Origin of the sequence: Stenotrophomonas sp. ESTM1D_MKCIP4_1 (assembly GCF_003086895.1) — a bacterium.
GTDB lineage: Bacteria > Pseudomonadota > Gammaproteobacteria > Xanthomonadales > Xanthomonadaceae > Stenotrophomonas.
This window is the reverse complement of sequence record NZ_CP026004.1, coordinates 3,800,687-3,826,087: the sequence shown is the minus strand read 5'-3', so window position 1 is coordinate 3,826,087 and position 25,401 is coordinate 3,800,687. Positions and strand designations below refer to the sequence as shown.

The following is a 25,401-nucleotide window of genomic DNA, read 5'->3' as shown; positions in this document are numbered from 1 at the left end:
GGAAAAAAACGTACGGGAAAAAAACGTACGGGAAAAAAACGTACGGGAAAAAAACGTACGGGAAAAAAACGTACGGGAAGAACCGACGGGGTAGAGTCGACCGTTGGTCGACTATCGCGCGGAGCGCGGGTTTTCCGCGGCACCCCGGAAGAACAGTCGACCAACGGTCGACTCTACCCGTCCCTCAGCGATACACCACGTAACGCAGCAGCACGAACGACACGCACGCCAGCCCGCCTTCCACCAGCGGCTTGGCCAGCCACGCGTACTGCAGGCCCAGCGCATGATGGGCGGTGGAGACCAGCAGCGTGCTGGCCGCCGTCAGCAGCAGCCACAGCGGCAGGAACCGGGCAAAGCGCCGCCAGCCCAGGCGCTGCTGGCCCTGCGCATCGGCAAAGGTGATCCGCCCGTTCAACCAGAAGCCCAGCAGCATGCCGGCCACGCGCCCGGCGATGTTGCCCGGCGCCACCGGCACACCTGCCGCCGTGAGGGCGACGAACACCAGCCAGTCCAGCAGCAGCTGCAGCAGGCCGATGATGATGTAGGCGCTTCCCTGGCGGAGCAGGCTCATGGTGGAGATCGTGGCGGGCAGGCCGCCATGTTAACGGCCGACGCTCTAGAATCACCGGCAACGAACCACGGACCGCTGCCCATGACCCAAGCCCTGCACGTCATCATCCTCGCCGCCGGCGCTGGCAAGCGCATGAAATCCGTGCTGCCGAAGGTGCTGCAGCCGATTGCCGGCCAGCCCATGCTGGCCCATGTGATCGCCGCCGCCCGCGAGCTGCAGCCGGCCGCCATCCATGTGGTGTACGGGCACGGCGGGGAAGCGGTCCGCCAGCACTTCGCCGGCCAGCCCGATCTGTTGTGGGCCGAACAGGCGCAGCAGCTGGGTACCGGCCATGCCGTGGCCCAGGCCATGCCGGACGTGCCCGATGCGGCGCAGGTGCTGGTGCTGTATGGCGACGTGCCGCTCATCCGTGCCGACACCCTGCGCCACCTGCTGGCCCAGCCGGGCCGGCTGGCGGTGCTGGTGGCCGACGTCGAAGACCCGACCGGCTACGGCCGCGTGCTGCGCGATGCCGAAGGCCGCGTCGGCTCCATCGTCGAGCAGAAGGACGCCAACGACGACCAGCTGCGCGTGCGCACCATCAACACCGGCATCATCGCCGCCGAATCGACCGCGCTGCGCCGCTGGCTTTCGCAGCTGTCCAACAGCAACGCGCAGGGCGAGTACTACCTCACCGACGTGTTCGCCTTCGCCGCGCACGAATACACCCCCGCTGAAATGGCGCTGGTGTCCGATGCGCAGGAAGCCGAAGGCGCGAACGATCCGTGGCAGCTCTCGCAGCTGGAACGCGCCTGGCAGCGCCGTGCCGTGCGTGCCCTGTGCGCGCAGGGCGCACGCGTGCTCGATCCGGCGCGGTTGGACATCCGCGGCGAGGTTACGGTCGGCAGCGATGTGCTGATCGATGTCGATGTGATTCTTGAAGGCAAGGTGGACCTGGCCGATGGCGTGACCGTGGGCCCGTTCACCCGCTTGAAGGATGTCCGCCTGGGGCCGGGCACCGAAGTGCGTGCGCACTGCGATCTGGAAGGCGTGGTGACCGAAGGTGCCGCGCAGATCGGCCCGTTCGCACGCCTGCGCCCCGGCACCGTGCTGGCCGATGGCGTGCACGTGGGCAACTTCGTGGAAACCAAGAAGGTCACGTTGGGCGTGGGCAGCAAGGCCAATCACCTCACCTACCTGGGCGATGCGGTCATCGGCAGCAAGGTGAACATTGGAGCCGGCACGATTACCTGCAACTACGACGGCGTGAACAAGTCGACCACCACCATCGGTGACCATGCCTTCATCGGCTCCAACAGCGCGCTGGTGGCACCGGTGACGATTGGCGAAGGCGCGACCATCGCCGCCGGTTCGGTCATCACCCGCAACGCGCCGGACGGCAAGTTGACCCTGGGCCGCGCGCGGCAGGAAACCATTGATGGCTGGAAGCGGCCGGTCAAAAAGTCCTGAGCCGAGGCTGGCGCGCGTCGATGATCTGGGCCTGCTGCCCGGCATCGAGCGACGCGCGGGCGAGCGGCTGAAGGGCCACCCGGCCTACACGGTGTTCGCCGCGCATGGATTGGACCTGCCAACCCTGCATGCAGGACTGCAGCGTGGACAGCTGTGGGTCGTCGAGGTTGCCGGTACCGTCGCCGGTTATCTGCTGGCCGGGCAGCTGGACAGCGCGTTCCATGTGCTGCAGATGGACGTGGATCCGGCCCATGCGCGGCAGGGCTTGGGTCGCGCATTGCTGCGCAATGCACTGGCCGTGGCCCACGCCGACGGCTTTGCGTCTGCCGTGCTGACCACGCTGTTGGATGTGCCGTGGAATGCGGCTTTCTATACGAGCGAAGGCTTCGACGTGGTGCAGCCCGGGCAGTGGGGTGCGGGGTTGCAGGCGGTGATGGCCGAGGAGGCCGCGTTGGGTTTTCCGATGCACCTGCGCGTGGCGATGCGTCGGGCTCTGTAGTGGCAGCACGTGGATGCCCGCACCGGGCCGGGAAAGCCCTCCACGCCATGCGTGGGCGCGGTCCAGTAGATCCACGCCATGCGTGGGCGCGGTCCAGTAGATCCACGCCATGCGTGGGCGCGGTCCAGTAGATCCACGCCATGCGTGGGCGCGGTCCAGTAGATCCACGCCATGCGTGGATAAGCCCACCCATCAGCTGACCGGCAGCAGGATCGACACGCACAACCCGCCGTCACCACGGTTCTGCAGTGACACGCGTCCACCATGCGCCTCGACAATCTCGCGGGTCAGCGCCAGGCCCAGCCCGGTGCCGTTGCGCTTGGTGGAATAGAACGGCATCAGCGCGTTCTGCAGCACCTGCTCGTTCATGCCCTTGCCGCGGTCCAGGACATCCAGGCGCAGCCACTGCGGCAGCCGGGTCAGCTGCACCTGCACATCGTCATTGGGCGGGTCCGCTTCGGCGCAGGCTTCGTGCGCGTTCTTCAGCAGATTCAACAGTGCCTGGCCGAACTGGGCGATGTCGATGCGGCTGCTCATCGTCTCATCCGGCTCGCGGTCCATGTGGAAGGGAATCTGCTGGCGCAGGCTGGACAGGAACGGCGCCCAGTGCACGGTCTGCAGCTGCGGCTGTGGCAGCTTGGCAAAGCGCGCGTAGCCGCGGATGAAGCCTTCCAGATGGCGCGCGCGGTCCTCGATGGTACTGAAGATCTCGGGCAGGCGGTCGAAGCGTTCGCGCTTGACCAGTTCGCCACCGGAATGCGCCAGTGAGGCAATGGGGGCCAACGAATTGTTCAACTCGTGGCTGATCACGCGGATCACCTTCTTCCACGTCTGCACTTCCTGGCGGCGCAGTTCGGCGGTCAGCTGGCGCACCAGCAGCAGGTCGTGGGGGCGGCCGTTCAGATGGAAGGCACGCCGCGACAGGTGGTAGACCTGCTCGTCGTCTTCATCCGGCTCGACGCCGTCCTCCACCTCCGCGCGCACCGCGAACAGACTGTCGCCGCCGCGTGCGATGGCATCGCGCAGTTCCACCGGCAGTTGTTCCAGCACATCTTCCATGCGCTGGCCTTCCAGTTTCCAGCCGCCGTGCAGCAGCTTGCGTGCGGCCAGGTTGGAAAACACCACCCGCGAAATGCCATCGCCACCGGCGGCGATGAGCAGCATGGCGACCGGCGTGTTCTGCACCATCGTGTCCAGCAGCAGTTCGCGCTGCACCAGGCCCTGGCGCTGCTCGCGCAGCACATCGCCCAGTTCACGGTGCGCCTCGACCAGGTCGCCCAGTTCGTCGTTGCCCGGCCAGTACACGCCGAAGTTGAATTCACCATCGCGGTAGCTGCTGGTGGTGCCGGCCAGGGCGCGCATCAGCGAACGCACTGGCGCAGTGGCACGGCGCAGCGACCACCACATCAGCGCCAGCAGCACGGCGGTGGAAATGCCCGTCACCCACCAGCCATGGTTCATCCAATAGGCCAGCAGCCACGGCAGCGCGGCGGCCAGCGCCAGCACCGGCAGCAGGCGCAGGAACAGGCGGAAGGTGAAGGAGCGTCGCTTCATTCGCGCGGAATACCGTGGCGGTCCATGCGACGGTACAGCGCCTGGCGGCTCAGGCCCAGTTCGGCGGCCGCCTGGGCGATGACGCCGTGGTTGCGGGCCAGCACGTCTTCGATGCGCGCACGGTCGGGGTCGTTGCCGGCGCTGGCGGCGGGGCGTGGTGCGGCCGGGGCGCGCGGCAGGTTCAGGTCGGCCACTTCGATGCGGTTGCCGCTGGCCAGCAGTTCGGCGCGCTGGATCACATTGCGCAGCTCGCGCACGTTGCCCGGCCATGGGTGGCGCTGCAGCGCCGCCGTGGCAGCGCTGGACAGCGGCTTGCCAGCGGTGAGGAAGCGCTCGGCCAGCGGCACGATGTCGCCGGGGCGTTCGGCCAACGGCGGCAGTACCAACTCCACGGTGTTGAGGCGGTAATAGAGATCTTCGCGGAAGCTGCCATCGCGGATCATCGCCGGTATGTCGGCGTTGGTGGCGCTGACCACCCGCACCTTGACCTGTCGTTCGCGGTTGGAACCCAGGCGCTCGAAGCGACCGGTTTCCAGCACGCGCAGCAGTTTCATCTGCCCACCCAGCGACAGGTTGCCGATCTCGTCCAGGAACAGCGTGCCGCCATCGGCGGCTTCAAACTTGCCCTCGCGCGCCTTGTTGGCGCCGGTATAGGCCCCAGCTTCAGCGCCGAACAGTTCGGCTTCGATCAGTTCGGAGGGCAGGGCACCGCAGTTCACCGCCACGAACGGACCCTTGGCCACCAGCGAATTGGCCTGGATGATCTGCGCGATCTTTTCCTTGCCTGCGCCGTTGGGGCCGGTGATGAGAACGGGCAGTTCCGAGCGGGCGACCTGGCAGGCCAAGGCGATCACACGCTCGCTGGCGGGATCGGCAAAGACCGCGTCGCACAGCGCGTACTTTTCTTCCAGCGCATGGCGCTGGCGTGCCTCGCGCGCACGCCGCTGGTCCAGCTCGCGACGGGCTTCGGACAGTTCCAGCAGGTTGTTGACCGTGGTCAGCAGCTTGCGGTCGTCCCAGGGCTTGGCCAGGTAATCGGCGGCGCCGGCCTTGACCAGATCCACCGCGCTGCTGAGGTGCGTCCACGCCGTCAGCAGGATGACCGGCAGGTCCGGGTGGCGCGCGCGGATCTGCGCGAACAGGGCCTCGCCTTCCTCGCCGGAGGTGGTGTCCTCGGTGAAGTTCATGTCCTGGATGACCAGGTCGACGGCATGTGCTTCCAGCATCGCCAGGCCCTCGGCTGGGCTCTGCGCCTGCAGGGTGTCGATGTCATGCAGGGAGAACAGCACGTCCAGGGCGGTGCCCACGCTGGCGTTGTCGTCGATGATCAGGATCGCGGGCATGGAAGCGTTCTGGGAAAGGGATGGGCAGCGCCGAGAGAGCCGGGACCGGCAAGCGCTACCCATCAAGCATAGCCAAACCCGTGGCCCCGCAGGAGCCGGGGAATTTCAGCGCCCCGGCGGCGGGGGCGGTGGTGGTGGTGGCGGCGGGGCGGGCGGTACCAGCACCGCTTTCCAGGGAGCCACCGCCACCGGCACGCTGAAGGTGCGGCCGTCGCGGCGCAGCAGCAGGTAGGCCTGCGCCTTGCCGGTCGTACCCAGCGCGGCGGCCAGCTGGTCGATCTGCCGCACCGGGGTGTCGTCCACGCGCAGGATGCGGTCGCCGCGGCGCACGCCGAAGCGGGCCTCGGGCCTGGCCGCCTCGACCTCCACCTGGCCTTCGGTGGAACGCAGTGCCAGCCGCGCGCCATCCTGCTGCCAGTTCATCGTCTGCACCGTGCTGCTGCCGGCAAGCGCCGGCACCGGCAGGGTCAACGCAATCGCCAGGGCCAGGGCGCGCATGTCAGGCCCCCCGCGTGGCGACGGCGGGCGGCACGGCGGCGGCGCGCCGCGCCGGGCCGAACACGGCAATCTGGCCCAGCACCCACAGCAGCACCGCGCCCAGCGGCAGGTACAGCAGCGGCATGCGCGGCAGCTCGTACATGTTCATCAGCGCCAGGTTGATCGCATACGCAGCCAGCATGCCCAGCACGATGCCCAGTGTGGCCAGCAGGAAGTTCTCGGTCTGGAAGTAGCGCAGGATCTGCCCACGGGTGGCACCCAGTGCACGGCGGATGCCGATCTGCTTGCTGCGCTGCTGCACCCAGAAGCTGGCCAGGCCGATGATGCCCAGCGCGGTGACCACCAGCAGCGCGATGCACACCGTCACCAGCAGGCCGACCATGGCGCGGTCGTTCTTGAAGTAGTCGTTGCGCTGGTCCTCGTAGGTCTTCTTGTCGCGCATCAGGCGGTTGGCATCGTTGCGCTCCAGTGCGGCCACGGCGGCCTTGAGCACTTCATCGCGGCGCTCCGGGGCGGTACGCAGCATGTAGGTGCCGCCTTCGTCGAAGCCACGGCGCAGCGGCAACAGCATCGACTCGTTCCAGTTGTCATCCCAGCCGGTGGGCGTGGTGAGCGTGTCGACGATGCCGATGACGTGCAGCGGCTGCTTGCCCATGTAGTAGGTCTTGCCCAGCGCGCTGCCATCGGGCTCCATCTTCGCGGCCGTGGCCTGGCTGAAGATCACCGGCACGGCCTGGTCCGTGGAGCCCGCCTTGGAGACGACGGCATAGTCCATGTATTCGTCAGGCCGGAAGTCACGCCCGGCGATCACATTGATGCCCATCGTGCGGATGCCATCCTCGGACATCGTGTACATCGATGCTTCAGTGGTCGGCCGTTCCTGGTCCTGCTGGCGCTGGATGCTGCTGCTGGACGAGCCGCCACGGAACGGCAGCTGGTTGATGATGGTGGCGCTGGTGACACCGGGAATGGCGCGCAGCGAGGCCAGGTCCTCGCGGGTGCGGGCCATGCCATTGGTCTGCTTGCCGATGCCGCTGACGCGGACCATCACCAGTTCGTTTTCGGCGATGCCGCTGGGCATGCTGATCTTTTCCACGCGCTGGCTGACCAGGAACAGCGCGTTGCAGACGATGGCGCAGGTCAGGGCGACTTCCAGCACGATCAATGCGGCGGCGGTCTTGTGCCGGCGCAGGGTGCTGAGGATGGGGCGGATGTCCATGGGAGTCCTCGTTCCGGTACTTACTGCGACTTGAGCTGGATGGCCGGGGTGACCTGCATCGCGCGCCAGGCCGGCAGGAAACCAGCGGCAATGCTGGCAAACAGGGTCAGGCCGATGGCCAGCAGCAGCATGCTGCCGTCCAGGTGGGCCAGCTTGGCGTAGTCCACCGGCTGCTGGCGCACGGCGAACAGGCCCAGCAACGCCACGCCGATACCGAGTACGCCGCCGACCACGCCCACCGCACCGGCTTCCACCAGGCACTGCAGGAAGATCTGGCCACGGCTGGCACCCAGCGCACGGCGCACGCCGATCTCACCGCTGCGGCGCAGGAACTTGGCCAGCAGCAGGCCCACCGTATTCACCAGGCACACGCCCAGGAAGCCCAGTGCCAGCCACAGCTGCAGGCGCACATCGCTGGGCACGGCACCGTTGAAGTCCAGCCACTCCATCACGTTGCGCAGGCGCACATTCGGCGGGCGCTCGAAGCGGCCGGCCTCGCGCTGCTGGCTGGAATAGTTTTCCAGGTAGCGGCGGAAGTCATCGGCCTTGGCCGGATCCACCTCGACCCAGTACTGCAGCCAGGTGCACGGCGCGTTCAACGAATAGCTGTCACGGTCCGGGTTCTCGCCGAAGCAGTTCATGTTGCCGTTGCTGCCCAGCTTCATGTCGAACGAGGTGGTGACCGGCAGCAGCAGATCCTCATCCTTGCCGTAGCTGCCGGTGGTCAGGTCGAAGAACTGCGGTTCCGGGTTCCATTCCTTCATTACGCCGACAATGCGGAAGCTCTGGCCATCCATGCGGATGTCCTTGCCCACGCTGTTGCCGCCCTGGTACAGCTTGTCGTTCAGTGCCTTGGAAATGACCACCACGCGCGCGCGGCCCTCGTCATCCTGGCGGGTCCACGGGCGGCCGTACTGCATCGGCACGTTGAACATCGGGAAGAAATCGGCCGAGGTCCAGCGGGTATCGATCGTGAACGGCTGCAGGGTGCTTGCGTCCGGCTCGATGGTGCCGCCGCCGCCGCTCATCAGCGCCTGGCGTTCGGCCTTGGCCTCGCGCAGCAGGGCCTCGCCATCGAAGCGGGTCATCTGCGAATTGGGTTCCTCGCCGGGCACGTAGCCACCGCGGGGGCCCGGGTCCAGCTGTACGTAGAACAGGCGATCGCTCTTGTCCGGAATCGGATCGCCGGAAAGCACGTGGAAGACGGTCAGGGTGGTCATCGAGGCGCCGATGCCCAGCGCGATGGCCACCACCATCAGTGCGGTCAGCACCTTGTTGCGGAGGAAACTGCGCGCCGCCAGTCGGGCGTAGTAGGCAAACATGGTCAGGCCCTCACTCGTTCACGGCAACGATGCGGCGCGGCGTGGCCAGCACCGGCTCACGCACCAGGTCGGTCACCTGGCCATCGACGATGTGCACGTTGCGCTGCGCACGCGCGGCCAGTTCCGGGTCATGGGTGACCATGACGATGGTGGTGCCGGCCGCGTTGATCTCTTCCAGCAGTTCCATCACGCCACGCGCCATCTGTGTGTCCAGGTTGCCGGTCGGTTCGTCGGCCAGCAGCAGGCGCGGGCTGCCGGCCAGGGCGCGGGCGATGGCGGCGCGCTGCTGCTGGCCGCCGGACAGTTCGTTGGGGTAGTGCTTCATGCGCGAGCCCAGGCCCACCTGGGTCAGTGCCTTCTCGATGCGCTCGCGGCGTTCGCCGGCGCTCATCTTGCGGTAGCGCAGCGGCACGTCCACGTTGTCGAACAGGTTCAGGTCGGGAATCAGGTTGAAGCCCTGGAAGATGAAACCGATCTTCTGGTTGCGCAGGCGGCTGCGCGCATCGTCGCCCAGCGTGCTGACGTCCTGGCCGTCGAGCATGTAGGTGCCGCTGGTGAAGGTTTCCAGCAGGCCTGCGATGTTGAGGAAGGTGGTCTTGCCCGAGCCCGACGGGCCGGTGACGGCCACGAACTCGCCTTCCTTCACCTGCAGTTCCAGCGAGCGCAGTGCGTGGGTTTCCACCTGTTCGGTACGGAAGACCTTGGCGACCGAACGCATTTCAAGCATGTACATGGGGTGTCCTCTCTCCAGGATGTATCAGTTGACGGAGACGCGTTCGGCGTCCTTGAACAGGTCGCTGCCGGAGACCACGATGCGGTCGCCCGGCTGCACACCCGACTTGATTTCCACTTCGCCCAGGCTGCTGACGCCCAGTTCCACCGGCCGGCGCACCGCAGTGCGGCCGTCCATCACATAGGCCACGCCGTTGCCCTGTTCCACGAACGGGCCACGCTCGACCTTCATCACGTCCCTGCGCGTATCCAGCAGCACGCGCACCGACATGCGCTGGCTCTGGCGCAGGCCTTCGGGCTGCGCGGCGGCAAAGCGCACGCGGGCGTTCACCTCACCGTTGACCACTTCCGGCGACACCGCGCTGATCTCGCCCGGGAACGGCTTGCCGTTGCCGCCGGTCAGCTGCGCCGGCATGCCGATGGCCAGGTCGCGGGCAAAGCTCTCGGGCACCTTGATCTCCACCTCGAACTTGGACAGGTCGACCACGCCCAGCACCGGCGCGTTGGCCACCAGGTTGGTGGCCTGGGTGGCCTGCACCTGGCCCACCTGGCCATCGAACGGCGCACGCAGGGTCAGTGCATCCACCTGGCGCTGCACTTCGGTCACCACCGCCTTCTGGCGGTCGGCCAGCAGGCGCTTGTTGCGTGCATCCAGATCGGCGCCCTGGCTCTGCAGGCGGGCATCGGTGGTGGCATTGGCCAGGGTGATGTCGGCCTTCTTCAGGCTGTCCTGGGCTTTGGCCAGGTCGATCTGCGGCACCGCACCGCCGTCATAGCCGCGCTGGTAGCGCTGCAGGTCGCGGTCGGCGGCCTGCCGTTCAATGCTGGCCTGGTCGGTTTCCTTGCGCGACTTGGCGCGGGCCAGGGTGGCATCCAGGGCAGCGCGGCTGGCTTCGGCTTCCAGGCCGGCCAGGGTGGCCTGTTCCTGGGCCAGCTTGCTGCGCAGTTCCGGGCTGTCGATGATGGCCAGCTCCTGGCCCTTCTTCACCACATCGCCGGCCACCACCTTCAGGTCCACCGTACCTGCGGAGATGGCGTACAGGGTGGGACTGTTGGCGGCGATGACGCGGCCATCGGCGGCGATGTCGCGCACCAGGTCGCCGCGCTGCACTTCGGCGATGCGCACCCGGCTGCTGTCGAAGGAGCGGCTGGCGTTGGACCAGGCGTGCACGGCCCAGCCAATGGCGGCCAGCAGTGCGACCGCGCCCAGCGCCGGCCAGCGGTAGCGGTGCCAGGCCGCACGGGGGGCGCTGGCGGAGGGGGCGGAAACGATCTGGTCCTGTGCAGAGGTGTCGCGGATCATCGGGAGCGTGCCTGTCGGTGGTGCCAGAGATAAAGCACGCTCCGTGCCAACTTTATTTCACGCAATTTCAATGGCTTGCGTTATGGTGCCCTGTGTCCGGGTGTCCGCGGACACCGCGGCGGACACTTTCATTAAGCGGACAGGAGGGACGGCGTGGACACCCACGCTAGAATGCGGCGACCGTCTTCAAGGAAAAGCGCGACATGTGTGGAATCGTGGGTGCGATCGCTGATCGCGATGTGGTGCCGGTGCTGATCGAAGGACTGAAGCGGCTGGAGTATCGCGGCTACGATTCCTCCGGCATCGCGGTGATCGACCGTGCCGAGCGCCCGGATGTGCGCCGCGTGCGCCGCACCGGTCGTGTCTCGGAAATGGCCATGGCCGCCGAAGCCGAGAACTTCCATTCCCAACTGGGCATCGGCCACACCCGCTGGGCCACCCATGGCGGGGTGACCGAGGCCAATGCGCACCCGCACATCAGTGCCGGCGTGGCGCTGGTGCACAACGGCATCATTGAAAACCATGAAGAGCAGCGCGAGAAGCTGCGGGCGCTGGGCTACACCTTCGAGTCGCAGACCGACACCGAAGTGATCGCCCACCTCATGCACCACCACCTGAAGGGCGGCGACAGCCTGCTGAGCGCGCTGCAGCGCACGGTGAAGGAACTGACCGGCGCCTATGCGCTGGCCGTGGTCAGCCGTGCCGAGCCGGACCATTTCGTCTGCGCACGCATGGGTTGCCCGCTGCTGGTGGGCCTGGGCGAGGGTGAGAATTTCGTCGCCTCCGACGTGTCGGCGGTGATCTCGGCCACCCGCAAGGTCATCTTCCTGGAAGAAGGCGACACCGCCGACGTCCGCCGCGATGGCGTGCAGGTGTTCGACGAGCACGACCAGCCGGTCGAGCGCGACGTGCACCTGTCCGATGTGTCGCTGGCCTCGCTGGAGCTGGGCCCGTACCGCCACTTCATGCAGAAGGAAATCCACGAACAGCCGCGCGCGCTGGGCGACACCATCGAAGCGGCGATCGACGCCGGCGGTTTCCCGGCCGAGCTGTTCGGCAAGAATGCCGAAGCTGTGCTGGCCGGCATTGAAGGCGTGCAGATCCTGGCCTGTGGCACCAGCTACTACTCCGGCCTGACCGCGCGCTACTGGATCGAATCCATCGCCGGCCTGCCGTGCAGCGTGGAAATCGCCAGCGAGTACCGCTACCGCGCCGCCTATGCGAACCCGAAGCACCTGATCGTGACCATTTCCCAGTCCGGCGAAACGCTGGATACGATGGAAGCGCTGAAGTACGCCAAGTCGCTGGGGCACAAGCACACGCTGTCCATCTGCAACGTGCCGGAAAGCGCCATTCCGCGCGCCAGCGAGCTGGTCTGCTACACCCGTGCCGGCGCCGAGATCGGCGTGGCCTCGACCAAGGCGTTCACCACCCAGCTGGCTGCGCTGTTCCAGCTGACCGTGGTGCTGGGCAAGCTGCATGGCCGCGTGGAAGCCGCACAGGAAGCGGATTACCTGGAACAGCTGCGCTTCCTGCCGGGCAGCGTGCAGCACGCGCTGAACATGGAACCGCAGATTGCCGCCTGGGCCGAACGCTTCGCCCGCAAGAGCAGCGCGCTGTTCCTGGGCCGTGGCCTGCATTACCCGATCGCGCTGGAAGGCGCGCTCAAGCTGAAGGAAATCTCCTACATCCACGCCGAAGCCTACCCGGCCGGTGAGCTGAAGCACGGGCCGCTGGCGCTGGTGGACGAGGACATGCCGGTGGTGGTGATCGCGCCCAACGACAGCCTGCTGGAAAAGGTGAAGTCGAACATGCAGGAAGTGCGCGCGCGTGGTGGCGAACTGTTCGTGTTTGCCGACCAGGACAGCAACTTCAGTGAATCCGCAGGCGTGCACGTCATCCGCACCCCGCGCCATGCCGGCGTGCTGAGCCCGGTGGTGCACACCATTCCGGTGCAGCTGCTGGCGTACCACACCGCGCTGGCGCGCGGCACCGACGTGGACAAGCCGCGTAATCTGGCCAAGAGCGTTACGGTGGAGTAAGGCCGCTTTGGCTGATGGTCGCCGGGCATGGCCCGGCGCTACCAGGACACCGTAAACATCGGTAGCGCCGGGCCATGCCCGGCGGAACGGCCTCAGGCAGCGTGCACCTGCACATCCACATATTCGGACAACCCGCGGCAGGCCAGCAGCAGGCCTTCGCGCACGTCGTTGCCGATCTGCTGAGCGTCGTCGCCATCCACGCGGACGCGCTCGCTGGCGTGCAGCAGTTCCAGCAGGACGGTCAGCCCAGCGTTGGCCCGGTTGATGCGCGCCAGCGCCATGCATTGCCCCGCGCTGCGTCCGTTGCGCTGCAAAGGCTGGCCATCGGCGGCTTCCACCTGGCGGATGCGCCGCAGGCTACCCAGCAGGGTGATGCCATCATCGGTCTGCTGGGCAGCAAGGGTGGTTTCCAGCGGCTGGGCGAGTTCATCGGGCAGCGCGTTGGCGGCCTCGCCCAGTGTGGCGAACAGATACGGGTAACGCGTGGTGCTCATGTCGGCTTCCTTCTGCATGCGGCAAAGAAGCCACCCGGCTTGACAGCGAGGGTGGCGGACGGTGCGTGGTTGCAATACCGGGTAGCAGCAGCCGGCGGGCACGAGGCCCCCACGCACCGCCCGCCATAACTGCGCGAGCAGAATGCCTGCCGGCGCCACCCACAGGGATGGGCGACGCCGGCAGACAAGCGTAACCAACAACTGCTACTAACGGGATTGCAAGCCCGTGCCACCCGTTTTCGGTGGCGGTCCATGTTTCGCATGGATGGCTTTGCCCGCCAATGAGAAAAGTTGGAAAGTTCGAAAGTGTTGCAAGTCTTCAAGTTCTTGCAGGCGCAGGGTCTCCCGTGCCGATTGCGACATTCCATTCCGGCATGGCACCATCTGCGCACGCTGCTGCCCGCATCACGGAGGATGCCCACGCCACGCTCGATTTCCCGATCCGTCCACCCGCCTGCGCAACCGCCGCAGCGCCGAGGTGGCGTCGATTTACCACGCCCGTTCAACACGGGTGCGATACCAGAATTCATTCCGCGTGCATTGCACGCATTACAGGGGGCGGTAGATGGGTAAGTGGCACGTGGTTGCAATGGCGGCGGCGATCAGCCTGCTGTCTGGCTGTGCGAGTGTTCCGATGTCGGACAAGGGCCAGCTGGACGTGGCCAAGAGTTTCCCGGTGCCCGAGGAGGGCAAGGCCGGCGTGTATGTGTACCGCAACTCGTTCGTCGGCCAGGCGCTGAAGAAGGATCTGCGCATCGATGGCGAGTGCCTGGGTGAGACGGCCAACAAGGTGTTCTTCTACACCCTGGTGCCGGGCAACCAGGAGCACGTGATCTCCACCGAGTCGGAGTTCTCGCCCAACGACGTCAAGCTGTACACCGAAGCCGGGCGCAATTACTTCATCGAGCAGTCGATCAAGATGGGCGTGTTTGTGGGTGGCGCCAAGCTGACGGTGATGCCCGAGGCCGAGGGTCGCCGCCAGGTGGCGCAGTTGAGCCTGGCCCAGCACGGGCGCTGCTCGCGCTGAACCAGGTGGGTCGTTCCCCGGTGGCGGTGGCTGATGGGCCATCGCCGCCGGACCGCGTACCCTGTTGCTTCCGTACCGGCATCAAGGACCGATCCCGTATGAACACCCTTTGGCACCGCGCGACCCTGCTGTTGCTGCTGGCCTGCGCCATGCCCGCACTGGCACAGACGGCGCGCAAGCCGTCGGCGTATGAGTACCGCCCCGACGCTGCACAGCAGCCGGCCGAGGGCCCGGACTATCTTTCGCGCATCGACAGCCGCGCGCAGTTCATGCAGATGGCCCGGGTCTACAACGCTGGCACCGCGCTCGAAATGCCGCACCTGATCTTCGTGATCGACCGGCAGGCGGATGGCAAGGTGTACTACATCAATACCCGCCGCCACGCGCTGCACGAAGCGTTCGTGCGCCAGCAGCGGCTGGTGCGTTCGATGGACAAGGCGACGTTGAACGCGCAGTACCGCGACCCACAGCGCCGGTTCCTGTTCGGTACGATGGCCTGGCAGCGGGATCTGCCCGGCTACACCTATGAATTCTGGGAGGGCGACCGGCTGACGGCGCCGCTGCTGCGGCAGGCCGATGAGGTGCTGCACGCATCGTTCGCCGATCCGATCCGGTTCAAGACCAATTCCACCGCGCACGAGCAGCTGGCCCGGGGGATGGCGCTGCCCTATGTGAGCCAGGAGGCGCTGCTGCGCGAACAGCGCTTCCTGCCGCTGAACACCGGGCGCGCGGAAGGGCGCCTGCGCATCGTGCGCAGCGAAGCGCAGCTGGCCACGCTGTCGCCACGCGACATCCCGGTGCTGGATGAAGTGCCCATTGCGCTGGCCCCGGTGGCTGGCTTGGTGACGCAGCGACCGTCGACGCTGCTCTCGCACGTCAACCTGCTGGCCAAGGGCTGGGGCATTCCCAACGTGTACGTGCGTGACGCACAGAAGACGCTGGGCCCGTACGACGGCCGCTGGGTGGCGCTGGAGGTGACCGGCAGCGACTACCGGGTGACCCCGCTGGCGCGGCCGGCGCGTACACCGTCGGCCAGCGCGGTGCGTCCCATCCAGCGCAACCTGCCGCGACCGGATCTGGGCGTGGTGGCACTGAAGCCGCTGGCGGCGCTGCGCGCGCGCGACAGCACCTACTGCGGGGTGAAGGCGGCGAACCTCGGCACGCTGCGGGCGGTGCTGCCACCGGCTGCGCGGGTGCCCGATGGTTTCTGCGTTCCGTTCTCGCACTACCAGGCCATGCAGCAACGGCTGCAGATACCGCAGCGCCTGCGCGAGCTGCAGCAGCGGCCGGGCTTCAACAGCGACCCGGCGGTGCGCCGTGAGGCGCTGGCGTCGCTGCGTCTGCAGATCGAGAACGCGTCCGCCGATGCCGCCTTCCTGCGCACGCTGGAAAACCAGTGGCGTGGGCAGTTGCAGGGTGCGCCGGTCTTCGTGCGCAGCTCATCCAATTCCGAGGATCTGCCGGGCTTCAGCGGGGCAGGGCTGTACACCACGGTGCCCAACGTAACCCGCCTGGAGGCGGTGGCCAAGGCCGTGCAGACGGTGTGGGCCTCGGTCTACAACTTCGAGGCCTACGAAGCGCGCACGGCGGCCGGCCTGCCGCAGGATGCGGTGGCCATGGCGGTGCTGGTGCAGGTGGTTGCACCGTCGGACAGCTCCGGGGTGATGATCACCCGCGATCCCTTCGATGCCGCACGCCGCCACGTCACCTACATCTCGGCCAAGCGCGGGCTGGGCATCCGCGTGGTGGAAGGCAAGCGCCAGGCCGAGCAGGTGATGTACTCGTCGTGGTCGAAGGCAGTCCAGGTGCTGAGCCGTTCGGCCGAAGACACGCAGCTGGTGGCGCGCGCGGGTGGCGGCGTGCGCGAGGTGCCGATCACCGGTTCGCGGCAGGTGCTGACCGATGCACTGATCGCGCGGTTGGCGCGCATTGGTGGCCGCACAAAGCAGGCCTTGGGCGGTGCCGACCAGGACATCGAATGGGCCGTGGTCAGCGATGAGGTACTGATCCTGCAGTCGCGCCCGTATGTGGAGGGTAGCGCGCGCTAGCCCTGCCGGGACAGGGCCACCGCGCATTCCACGCGTCGCTTACGGTTCCTGGTAGTCGCGCTCGTCGTAGGCGCCATACACCAGGCAGGTCAGCTGTGCCGATCCATCCTGGGCGATCGACAGCACACCCATGCTGGTATCGCGCTCGGGCTTCCTGCCCAGCTTGGAGGCGTTGCGCACCGCCGCGGCATTGGCCGAGAGCTTGCTGGTGTAGCTGGCCCCCAGGTCACCGTCGGGATCGATGTAGACCGAGAAGTAGCGGACCTGCAGGCCGAACACGGTGAACGGCACCGGCGGCTTGATCGGTTCGTCGGTGCCTTCCACATTGCCTGACAGGCCTGCAAGGGCCTTGGCTGCGGCATCCGGGTCCGCGCGGCATTCCAGTGCAGCCTGCAGCGTGGGTGCCAGCTTCTGCCACTGCGCTGCGTCGATGGTCGTTGCGGCATGCGCCGTAGGTGCAGCCAGCAGGGCGGCGAAGATCGGGGCGAACATCCGGGTGGGGGTCAATGTCATGACAGTCATTCCTTTGCGTGGGGGCGGGAATTTTACGCAAAGGTGCAGGGATGAACATGGCCATATTGCGGCGCAGCATCGAAAGCGTACAATCCGCTTCGGCCAGTCGGCTGCTGTAACCCGCCTCCCGCCGTACCCCCTGCAACGCACAGTGCCGGGGCATTCCGGGGACGACGCTACGGACCAGCGTACTCCCCAGGACCCACGCGTCCGCATGACCTGCCTGTCCCGCTGTCGGGGCCGGGCGCAGTGCTGCGCGTGCCTTTCAACCCATCGCCTTCTGTTGTCGTCGCCCCCATGTACGGCTTCCGCGCGCTGCGCGCCTCCGCGTCACCCCATCTTCCAACCCTCATCGGCGCCAGCGCCGTGCTGCTGTGGAGCCCGACGCTGGGCATGCTGCGCACGATCACTGAGATCTTTGGCGCCGTGGGTGGCGCCGCACTGATCTTCAGCGCTGCCGCCGTGTTTTCGGCGCTGATCCTCGGTGTGCCGCGTCCCTCGCAGCTGCCGCGCCGCTACCTGCTGATCGGTGGCGCATTGTTCATCGGTACCGAAGTTTCGCTGTCGCTGTCCATCGGCCTGGCCCATCACCGCGGGCAGGCGCTGGAACTGGTGATGATCAATTACCTGTGGCCCTGCCTGACCGTGCTGCTGACGGTGCTCACCCGCATGCAGCGCGGCAACTGGCTGCTGCTGCCGGCCACGGTGCTGTGCCTGCTGGGCGTGGTGCTGGTCATCACCGGTGAGGGCGCGTGGTCGCCGGCGATGCTGCTGGCCAACCTGCGCAGCAATCCGCTGGCCTACGCGCTGGCGCTGGCCGCCTCGTGCATGTGGGCCACCTATTCGCTGGTGACCAAGCGCATCGGCGGTTCGCGCAATGCGGTGCCGTTGTTCATGATCGCCACCGCCGTGGTGCTGTGGCTGAAGTACGCGCTGGGGGATGCGCCGCCGCTGCACCGGCACTGGGGCGGCCTGGCCCAGGTGGCGGTGTTCGGCCTGCTCACCGCCACCGCCTACTCCTGCTGGAACCATGGCCTGCAGCACGGCAACGTGACCTCGATGGCGATCTTTTCCTACTTCGCCCCGGTGCTGTCGGTGCTGTGGAGCAGCCTGTGGTTGTCGCTGCACCCGGGCCTGGGCTTCGTGCAGGGCGTGGCCTGCGTGACCGCAGGTTCGCTGCTGTGCTGGTGGGCGACCCGCGCGCGCCCGCTGCCCCCGCCAGCCCCACCGGCCGCGCATACCGCCTGACGGCGTGTCCGGCTGGGTGCTGGCACCCCTCGATTCCCAAAGCGCGCAGGCACTTTGCCGGTGCCTGCGGTTGTCTTGCTGCACCGCATGATGTGTCCGTTCGATGACGCTGCTACGTTTCGTGTCCCCCGGTGTCATAGCTCTATCGACACCATCGACCGCCAGTAGCAGTGATTGCAAGGGATTTTCATGACGCACAGGCTGAATCGCAGAAAGACACCGGTTACCTTCGTGGCCAGCACGCTGGCCAGTGCCGTGCTGCTGGCGCTGGCCGGCCCGGCCGCCGCCCAGGACGCGGCACCGGCCAACCCCACCGAACTGGATGCGGTGACGGTGACCGGCTACCGCGCCAGCGTGGAAAAGGCGCTGGACATCAAGCGCTCGGAAAAGGGAATGGTGGACGCGGTGGTGGCCGAGGACATCGCCAACTTCCCCGATCTCAACCTGGCCGAGTCGCTGCAGCGCATCCCCGGCGTCACCATCACCCGCGATGCCGGCGAAGGCCGCAATATTTCCGTGCGCGGCCTGGGGCCGGATTTCACCCGCGTGCGCATCAACGGGCTTGAGGCGCTGACGACCGTCGGCGGCTCGGACCAGTCCGGCGGCACCAACCGCAGCCGTGGTTTCGACTTCAATGTGTTCGCGTCGGATCTGTTTTCGCAGCTGATCGTGCGCAAGACCGCGTCGGCCGATGTGGAAGAGGGCTCGCTGGGTGCCACGGTGGACCTGCGCACCGCGCGCCCGTTCGACTACGACGGCTTCACCTTCGCTGCCAGCGGGCAGGGCAGCTTCAATGATCTTTCCGAAAAGGCCAGCCCGCGCGCAGCGGCGCTGATTGCCGATACCTGGGCCGACGGCCGATTCGGTGGCCTGCTGTCGGTGGCCTATTCCGAACGCAAGGTGCGCGAGGAGGGCAGCAACACCGGCCGCTGGTACAGCGCCAGCAGCAATGGAGGCTTCAGCCCCAGCTCGCCGTTCACTGCCGGTCTGGCCGATGGCGTGTGGCACCCGTACTTCCCGCGCTACACGCTGCTGGAACACGACCAGAAGCGCCTGGGCGTGACCGCCGCGCTGCAATGGAAGCCGACCGACAACACCGAGTTCGCGCTGGATGCGCTGTACTCGAAGATCGATACCGTGCGCAGCGAGAAGTACATCGAGGCGATCTCGTTTGCCTACTCGGCGCAGAAGCAGAACATGGTGCTGCGCGACGGCTATATCGATCCGACCTCCGGTGCGCTGCTGTACGGCGTGTTCGACGGCGCCGGCGTGCGTTCGGAACAGCGTCGCGATGAGTGGAGCACCGAGTTCAAGCAGGTCTCGCTCAGTGGCGAGCATCGCTTCAGTGATGCGTTCAAGGTCAATCTGCTGGTCGGCCATTCCAAGTCCGAGCACGCCAACCCGGTGCAGACCACGCTGATCATGGACAAGGCCAATGTGTCCGGCTACAGCTACGATTTCCGCAACAGCGCCACTCACCCGACCTTCAACTACGGCATCGACCCCACCGATCCCAACGGCTGGACCCTGGCGGAAGTGCGCCTGCGCCCGCAGTACGCCAGCAACAGCTTCGACAATGGCGCACTGGATTTCACCTGGAACTTCGGTCCGTCCTTCACCCTGCGCGGCGGCCTGCTGGCCAAGGACTATACGTTCGACACCAGCGAGTACCGCCGCCGGACCGAGACCGTGGTGCCGGCCTTTGCCGATGGCAGCTACACCGTACCGGCGGCGCTGGTGGACATCGCCCGCCTGGGCGGCGTGGCCGGTTCGCCCGATGCCTGGGCCGTGCCTGACCTGGCCGCGCTGTCGCAGCTGCTGGGCATCTACAGCGGGGAGGGCATCTACCAGTTGTATGAACGCAATGCGACGCGCCGCAGCGTGGAAGAACGCGACCGTGGTGCGTGGCTGATGGGTGAGTTCGGCTTCGATGTCGGCAGCGTGCCGGTGTCGGGCAACGTGGGCGTGCGCCGGGTCAAGACCTCGCAGTCTTCCACCGGCTATTCCACAGTGGATGGCGCGATGGTGCTGACCCATGTTTCGCGCGACTACACCGATACGCTGCCGTCGCTGAACCTGGTGGCCGAGCTGTCGCCGGACCTGATGCTGCGCTTCGGTGCGGCCAAGGTGATGGCCCGCCCGGGCCTGTCCTCGCTTACGCCGGGCACGACGCTGAGCCTGTCCAGCGGCCACCGCTACGTCAACGGCGGCAACCCGAACCTGGACCCGATCCGCGCGCGCACGCTGGACCTGGGCGTGGAGTGGTACTTCCAGGAAGGTGGCCTGCTGGGCCTGGCACTGTTCCACAAGGACATCGAAAGCTTCGTGCAGGGCACCAGCACGGTCATGCCGTTCACCGCCAGCGGACTGCCGGCCAGCCTGCTGGACGGTACCGGCGTGTCGCCCAACGAGGACTTCACCTTCACCCGCCCGTTGAACACGCCCGGTGGTGACCTGAAGGGCGCTGAGTTCAACTACGTGCAGCCTTTCAGCTTCCTGCCGGGGCGCTGGAGCAACCTGGGCCTGCAGCTGAACTACACCTGGGTCGATTCGCAGATCCAGTACCTCACGTCCACCGGTGCGACATCGCTGAAGACCGACCTGACCGGGTTGTCGAAGAATTCTTACAACAGCACGCTGTTCTACGAAGGCGAGAAGCTGGGTGCGCGCGTGTCCTATACCCACCGCGATGGCTACTACACCCAGGTGCCGGCCAGCGTGCAGGGCTTCAGCTTCCACGGCATGGATGCGGTGGACACGGTGGACGCCTCGATCAGCTGGAAGATCGACGACCATCTGGAAGTGAGCCTGGAAGGCATCAACCTGACCAACGAAACCAGCAACGAATGGGTGGGGACCTCGGCCTGGAAGCTGCCGCTGACCTACACGCAGACCGGCCGTGAGTTCCTGCTGGGCCTGCGCTACAAGTTCTGATGGTTGCCTTTGGATCGCGGCCGGCCTGCAGTGCCGGCCGCGTATTGCCCTTCTTCCCTGCAGGACGCCGCATGCCGAACAGACGCCGTTTCTCTCTCCCCCTGGCCGGCCTGCTGGTGCTGGCGGCGCTGCCGGCCGGCGCACGCGATTGGGTGGTGGCCGCCGATGGCAGTGGCGATTACCGCAGCGTGCAGGCGGCCATCGATGCGGTACCCGATGGCAACCGCACGCGCCAGGTCATCGTGCTGCGCGAGGGGCTTTACCGGGGCGTGGTGAAGGTGCCCAAGGAAAAAACGCGGGTGACGCTGCGTGGGGCCGGTGCCGGTGCGTCCATCCTCAGCTGGAACAACTACGCCGATCTGGTCGACCCGGCCACCGGCAAGGCGATGCGCACCAGCGGCTCGGCCACGGTGTACGTGTATGGCGATGAGTTCATCGCCGAAGACCTGACCATCGAAAACACTGCCGGCAACGTCGGCCAGGCACTGGCGCTGTACGCGGCGCCGCCGCGTGGCGGCTTCCGCAACGTGCGCCTGCTCGGCAACCAGGACACGCTCTACACGCACGAAGGCAGCGTGTTGCACTTCAAGGACTGCTACATCGAAGGCACGGTGGATTTCATTTTCGGCGCGGCCACCGCGCTGTTCGATGACTGCACGATCGTCTCCAAGGGCAAGCTGGGCTGGGTGACGGCCGCGTCCACGCCGGAAGGGCAGCGCTTCGGCTATGTGTTCCGCCGCGCGCTGCTGCGTGGCGAAGGTGTGGGCACCGCGTACCTGGGCCGGCCGTGGCGGCCGTTCGCGCGCACGGTGTTCCTGCAGTCCAACCTGGGCCCGCATATCGTGCAGGCCGGTTGGCACAACTGGGACAAGCCGGATGCCGAACGTACCACTTACTACGGTGAGTTCGGCAGCGTGGGTACCGGCGCTTCACCGGAAGAGCGCGTGCCGTGGTCGCACCACCTGTCCGGTGATGAGGCCGCGCAGTACACCACCGAAGCGGTGCTCGGCAGTTGGCGGCCGTTCCCCTGACTTTGCTGGGTCGGGCGGTTGCACGTGCCCCGGCCGCGGGGATGCGAACTTGAGTGGCTTGAAACCGCTGCATTCAGCGCCGGTTTCAGCGCAGGTGCGATTCTCGGAAGCGTCGACAGGTTCCACGACAAAGCGTCCCATCGGTGCCGGTAGCGGCCGCGCAGGACGCTCGTAGAATCGAATCGTCCGGGGCCCCTGCGGGTTCGCCTGCCACTGGCCTCGTTCGCGTTGCAGCACCTTGCCGGCCGATGCCGTACCGCGGCCGCAACGTGCGCCAGACGTGCGCTGAAAGGTCTGTTCCCGGGGAGGGGGCGAATCGGAAGAGCACACTTTTTTGACTTCAGTGACCTGCATCAGGAAACAAGAATGAACGTCCGCGAACTCCTGCAATCCAAGAAAGAAGCTGTCATCACCATCGATTCGGAAGACACCATCGGTGCTGCCGCCCACAAGATGAGCGCGAATAAAATCGCTGCCCTGGTGGTGATGAAGGATGAGGTGCCGGTCGGCATCATCTCCGAGAAGGACATCGTGCGCAGCCTGGCCGACGACGGCCCGCAGGCGGGGCGCCGGGTGATTTCCACCGTGCCGACCACCGGCCTGGAAGGCATCGCGCCGGAGGCGACCCTCAAGCAGGCCATGTCGCTGATGACGTACTCGCGTCGCCGCCATCTGATGGTGACCGATGGCAACCGCCTGATCGGCATCCTCAGCCTGGGTGACATCGTGAAGAACCTGCTGGGCGAGCTGGAGCTTGAAAAGGCCGTGCTGCAGGACATCTACATGGCGGCCCACTGAGACATACACGCTGCAGATGGAAAAGCCGGGCAATGCCCGGCTTTTTCGTTTAAACGCGGGTGGACCTAGAAGGTGACCTTCACCGAATCCGCGCTGTACTGCGCCGGCCCGTGGTAGACCACTTCGATGTTGTTGCCATCCGGGTCGAGCACGAAGGCGCCGTAGTAGCCGGGATGGTACGGGCGTTCGCCGGGTGCGCCGTTGTCGGTGCCACCGGCGGCCAGCGCAGCGGTGTGGAAGGCATCGACCGTGGCCGCGTCGCGTGCCTGGAAGGCCAGATGATGCCGCCCGGTCAGCTGGCCGGCGGCGGCCTCGCTGCTGGCGGTGGAAATGAACAGTTCGTCGGCCCAGAAGTAATCCGGGCCTTCGCCGGCAACGGGAATGCCGATGCTGTCGAACACGGCCTGGTAGAAACGGCGGCTGGCGGGCAGATCGCGCACCACCAGCTGCAGATGATCAATCAGGCGTCCGCGATGCAGTTCCATCGTTTCCATGCGCACCTCTACAAAAAGGGGACGGAGGGGATCAAGGCGTTTCCAGCCCCATAGTGCCAGAAACGCCTTGATCCCCTCCGTCCCCTTCTTGGATCAGGCGTTGGCGATGATTTCGACCCAGTAGCCGTCCGGGTCCTTGATGAATGCGATGTTCTTCATGCGACCGTCGGTCAGGCGCTTCTGGAACGCCACGCCCAGGTTCTCGAAGCGCTGGCAGGCCGCTTCCAGTTCCGGCACCGACACGCAGATGTGGCCGAAGCCGCGCGGGTCGCTGTTGCCATCGTGGTAGACCGGGCCGTCCTGGGTCTCGGTGCCGTGGTTGTGGGTCAGTTCGAGCACGCCCGGCAGGCCGGCCATCCACACGCGGCGGGTGGCATCGTCTTCCGGCACGGCCACGCCGGCCGGCACGTAGGCCAGGAAGTACAGGCTGAACTGGGCTTCGGCGAAATCGCGCTTGTCGATGAGCTGGTAGCCCAGCACGCGGGTGTAGAAGTCCAGCGAGGCGGTGATGTCCTTGACCCGCAGCATGGTGTGGTTGAACACGAAGCCGTGGGTTTCGGCCGGGGCCTGGGCAGCCACGCCGGGAATATCGCGCAGGGCGGGAAGGGTCATGGGGGAAGGTCCTTCAGACAGGGCCGTGATGGCCGGATGCCGCCATTCTACCGGCCGCCACCTGACGGCACCGCGACGTACAATGGACGGATCGCACCGTTCCGTCCTGACAACGATTGCCCGCCATGTCGCAGCGTGAATGGGTGGCCGCCGCCATCCGCAAGATCGAAGCCGATTTCAACCGTTCCGCCGATACCCACCTGATCCCGCTGGCGCTGCCCGGGTTCGATGGCATCGACGTGTACCTGAAGGATGAATCGAGCCACCCCACCGGCAGCCTGAAGCACCGCCTGGCGCGTTCGCTGTTCCTGTACGCGCTGGCCAATGGCTGGCTGCGCGAGGGGCGGCCGGTGATCGAGGCCTCCAGCGGTTCGACCGCAGTTTCCGAAGCCTATTTCGCGCGTCTGCTGGGCCTGCCGTTCATTGCGGTGATGCCGGCCACGACCTCGCCGGAAAAGATCGCCGCGATCGAATTCCACGGCGGCCGCTGCCACCTGGTGGAGCGGGCCTGCGATCTGAACAGCGATTCCGAACGGCTGGCGCGCGAGACCGGCGGCCACTTCATGGACCAGTTCACCTACGCCGAACGGGCCACCGACTGGCGCGCCAACAACAACATCGCCGAATCCATCTTCAAGCAGATGGCCGAAGAGCCGAGCCCAATTCCGGAATGGATCGTGTGCAGCCCCGGTACCGGCGGCACCGCGGCCACCCTGGGCCGCTATGTCAGCTACCGCCGGCACGATACGCGCATCCTCTGCGCGGACCCGGAAGTATCGGTGTTCTTCGACGGTTACCAGGCGGCCGTGGCGGGCCAGCCGGACTGGCGCGGGCTGACCTGCAGTGGTGGTTCACGGGTGGAAGGCATCGGCCGGCCATGGGTGGAGTCGAGCTTCATCCCGACCAGTGTCGATGCGATGGTGAAGGTGCCCGACGCGCTCAGCCTGGCGGCGATGCGCCACGTCAGCCGCCAGATCGGGCGTCGCGTCGGTGGTTCGACCGGTACCAACTTCATCGGCGTGCTGCAGGCCGCGCAGTGGATGCGCGAGGCTGGGCACCAGGGCAGCATCGTCAGCATCCTGTGCGATGCCGGTGAGCGCTATGCGCACAGTTACTACGACCCGGCGTGGTATGGCCGCCAGGGCATCGACGTGGACGGCGCCGATGCACAGCTGGCTGCAGCGGTGGCTGGCGAGGGCCTGCCCGAACTGCCGTGGTGCAGCCTGGAAGCGTTGTAAACACAACGGGGGAGAGGCAACGGGGTAGAGTCGACTGTCAGTCGACTGCCCTCCGTTCAGATCGCGAAACCCCGCGCTGCGCGCGAACGCCGGCCGGTAGCGTCGACTGTCAGTCGACTGCTCTCCGTTCAGATCGCGAAAGCCCGCGCTGCGCGCGAAAGTCGATCGGTAGAGTCGACTGTCAGTCGACTGCTCTCCGTTCAGATCGCGAAACCCCGCGCTGCGCGCGAACGCCGGCCGGTAGAGTCGACTGTCAGTCGACTGCTCTTCGTTCAGATCGCGAAAGCCCGCGCTGCGCGCGAAAGCCGACCGGTAGAGTCGACTGTCAGTCGACTGCTCTTCGTTCAGATCGCGAAAGCCCGTGCTGCGCGCGAAAGTCGACCGGTAGAGTCGACTGTCAGTCGACTGCTCTCCGTTCAGATCGCGAAAGCC

The 25,401-nt window shown here is 66.6% G+C and carries 22 protein-coding genes; 10 read left to right on the top strand and 12 right to left on the bottom strand.

Annotated elements, in window-relative coordinates; genetic code table 11:
- Positions 1-184 precede the first annotated feature (184 nt).
- Positions 185-571 carry a GtrA family protein gene (locus tag C1924_RS17375; RefSeq protein ID WP_108766425.1) on the bottom strand — a complete coding sequence of 129 codons (387 nt, stop codon included), beginning with the start codon at positions 569-571 and terminating at the stop codon, positions 185-187.
- An 81-nt stretch (positions 572-652) separates the two neighbouring features.
- Between C1924_RS17375 and glmU the strand changes: the two genes are divergently transcribed.
- Both glmU and C1924_RS17365 read left to right on the top strand, forming a co-directional pair.
- A complete protein-coding gene (gene glmU / locus C1924_RS17370) occupies positions 653-2,020 on the top strand; it encodes a bifunctional UDP-N-acetylglucosamine diphosphorylase/glucosamine-1-phosphate N-acetyltransferase GlmU (RefSeq protein ID WP_108766424.1) in 1,368 nt (455 codons plus the stop codon).
- Positions 1,989-2,519, top strand: coding sequence for a GNAT family N-acetyltransferase (locus C1924_RS17365; RefSeq protein WP_108766423.1), 531 nt, complete (start codon positions 1,989-1,991; stop codon positions 2,517-2,519). The genes glmU and C1924_RS17365 overlap by 32 nt, the downstream gene beginning before the upstream one ends.
- A 192-nt stretch (positions 2,520-2,711) precedes the next feature.
- Here C1924_RS17365 and C1924_RS17360 read toward each other — a convergent pair whose 3' ends face one another.
- The 7 genes from C1924_RS17360 to C1924_RS17330 all read right to left on the bottom strand — a co-directional run bounded on the left by C1924_RS17360 (position 2,712) and on the right by C1924_RS17330 (position 10,490).
- Complete coding sequence (locus tag C1924_RS17360) at positions 2,712-4,073, bottom strand: HAMP domain-containing sensor histidine kinase (RefSeq protein ID WP_108766422.1); 1,362 nt, start codon at positions 4,071-4,073, stop codon at positions 2,712-2,714.
- On the bottom strand, positions 4,070-5,416 hold the full coding sequence (locus C1924_RS17355) for a sigma-54 dependent transcriptional regulator (protein WP_108766421.1): 1,347 nt from the start codon (positions 5,414-5,416) through the stop codon (positions 4,070-4,072). Before C1924_RS17355 ends, C1924_RS17360 begins: the two co-directional genes overlap by 4 nt.
- 105 nt (positions 5,417-5,521) lie before the next feature.
- On the bottom strand, positions 5,522-5,914 hold the full coding sequence (locus C1924_RS17350) for a PDZ domain-containing protein (protein ID WP_108766420.1): 393 nt from the start codon (positions 5,912-5,914) through the stop codon (positions 5,522-5,524).
- A 1-nt stretch (position 5,915) separates the two neighbouring features.
- The gene (locus tag C1924_RS17345; protein WP_108766419.1) at positions 5,916-7,133 is read right to left on the bottom strand and encodes an FtsX-like permease family protein; all 1,218 of its coding nucleotides are present in this window, start codon (positions 7,131-7,133) and stop codon (positions 5,916-5,918) included.
- Between the two features lie 20 nt (positions 7,134-7,153).
- A complete protein-coding gene (locus tag C1924_RS17340; protein ID WP_108766418.1) occupies positions 7,154-8,455 on the bottom strand; it encodes an ABC transporter permease in 1,302 nt (433 codons plus the stop codon).
- Between the two features lie 10 nt (positions 8,456-8,465).
- Positions 8,466-9,188, bottom strand: coding sequence for an ABC transporter ATP-binding protein (locus tag C1924_RS17335; protein ID WP_108766417.1), 723 nt, complete (start codon positions 9,186-9,188; stop codon positions 8,466-8,468).
- A 24-nt stretch (positions 9,189-9,212) separates the two neighbouring features.
- Entirely contained in the window at positions 9,213-10,490 is a 1,278-nt protein-coding gene (locus tag C1924_RS17330) for an efflux RND transporter periplasmic adaptor subunit (protein ID WP_108766416.1), read from the bottom strand.
- 203 nt (positions 10,491-10,693) lie between these two features.
- On the opposite strand from C1924_RS17330, the gene glmS reads away from it, so the two are divergent.
- Complete coding sequence (gene glmS, locus C1924_RS17325) at positions 10,694-12,532, top strand: glutamine--fructose-6-phosphate transaminase (isomerizing) (RefSeq protein ID WP_108766415.1); 1,839 nt, start codon at positions 10,694-10,696, stop codon at positions 12,530-12,532.
- Between the two features lie 92 nt (positions 12,533-12,624).
- Here the strand turns inward: glmS and C1924_RS17320 are convergent, their stop codons facing one another.
- Entirely contained in the window at positions 12,625-13,026 is a 402-nt protein-coding gene (locus C1924_RS17320; RefSeq protein ID WP_108766414.1) for a hypothetical protein, read from the bottom strand.
- A gap of 565 nt (positions 13,027-13,591) precedes the next feature.
- Between C1924_RS17320 and C1924_RS17315 the strand changes: the two genes are divergently transcribed.
- Together C1924_RS17315 and C1924_RS17310 are read left to right on the top strand one after the other, a co-directional pair.
- The gene (locus tag C1924_RS17315; RefSeq protein ID WP_216821555.1) at positions 13,592-14,053 is read left to right on the top strand and encodes a DUF2846 domain-containing protein; all 462 of its coding nucleotides are present in this window, start codon (positions 13,592-13,594) and stop codon (positions 14,051-14,053) included.
- Between the two features lie 98 nt (positions 14,054-14,151).
- Positions 14,152-16,101: a PEP/pyruvate-binding domain-containing protein gene (locus tag C1924_RS17310; protein WP_108766412.1), complete on the top strand. Its 1,950-nt coding sequence runs from the start codon at positions 14,152-14,154 to the stop codon at positions 16,099-16,101.
- 39 nt (positions 16,102-16,140) lie between these two features.
- Here C1924_RS17310 and C1924_RS17305 read toward each other — a convergent pair whose 3' ends face one another.
- Positions 16,141-16,614, bottom strand: coding sequence for a hypothetical protein (locus C1924_RS17305; RefSeq protein WP_159094833.1), 474 nt, complete (start codon positions 16,612-16,614; stop codon positions 16,141-16,143).
- 297 nt (positions 16,615-16,911) lie between these two features.
- Here C1924_RS17305 and yddG point away from each other — a divergent pair, with 297 nt between their 5' ends.
- The 4 genes from yddG (at position 16,912) to C1924_RS17285 (ending at position 22,625) form a co-directional block, all read left to right on the top strand.
- Complete coding sequence (gene yddG / locus C1924_RS17300) at positions 16,912-17,862, top strand: aromatic amino acid DMT transporter YddG (RefSeq protein WP_108766410.1); 951 nt, start codon at positions 16,912-16,914, stop codon at positions 17,860-17,862.
- A 189-nt stretch (positions 17,863-18,051) separates the two neighbouring features.
- The gene (locus C1924_RS17295; RefSeq protein WP_108766409.1) at positions 18,052-20,796 is read left to right on the top strand and encodes a TonB-dependent receptor; all 2,745 of its coding nucleotides are present in this window, start codon (positions 18,052-18,054) and stop codon (positions 20,794-20,796) included.
- Positions 20,797-20,867: 71 nt separating this feature from the next.
- Positions 20,868-21,827, top strand: a complete 960-nt coding sequence (locus tag C1924_RS17290) for a pectinesterase family protein (RefSeq protein WP_159094832.1) — start codon at positions 20,868-20,870, stop codon at positions 21,825-21,827.
- A 366-nt stretch (positions 21,828-22,193) separates the two neighbouring features.
- Complete coding sequence (locus C1924_RS17285; protein ID WP_108766407.1) at positions 22,194-22,625, top strand: CBS domain-containing protein; 432 nt, start codon at positions 22,194-22,196, stop codon at positions 22,623-22,625.
- 65 nt (positions 22,626-22,690) lie between these two features.
- Here the strand turns inward: C1924_RS17285 and C1924_RS17280 are convergent, their stop codons facing one another.
- Complete coding sequence (locus tag C1924_RS17280) at positions 22,691-23,119, bottom strand: VOC family protein (RefSeq protein ID WP_108766406.1); 429 nt, start codon at positions 23,117-23,119, stop codon at positions 22,691-22,693.
- A 93-nt stretch (positions 23,120-23,212) separates the two neighbouring features.
- Positions 23,213-23,731, bottom strand: coding sequence for a lactoylglutathione lyase (gene gloA, locus C1924_RS17275; protein ID WP_108766405.1), 519 nt, complete (start codon positions 23,729-23,731; stop codon positions 23,213-23,215).
- A 125-nt stretch (positions 23,732-23,856) separates the two neighbouring features.
- Between gloA and C1924_RS17270 the strand changes: the two genes are divergently transcribed.
- Positions 23,857-24,969, top strand: a complete 1,113-nt coding sequence (locus C1924_RS17270; RefSeq protein ID WP_108766404.1) for a PLP-dependent cysteine synthase family protein — start codon at positions 23,857-23,859, stop codon at positions 24,967-24,969.
- Positions 24,970-25,401 lie beyond the last annotated feature (432 nt).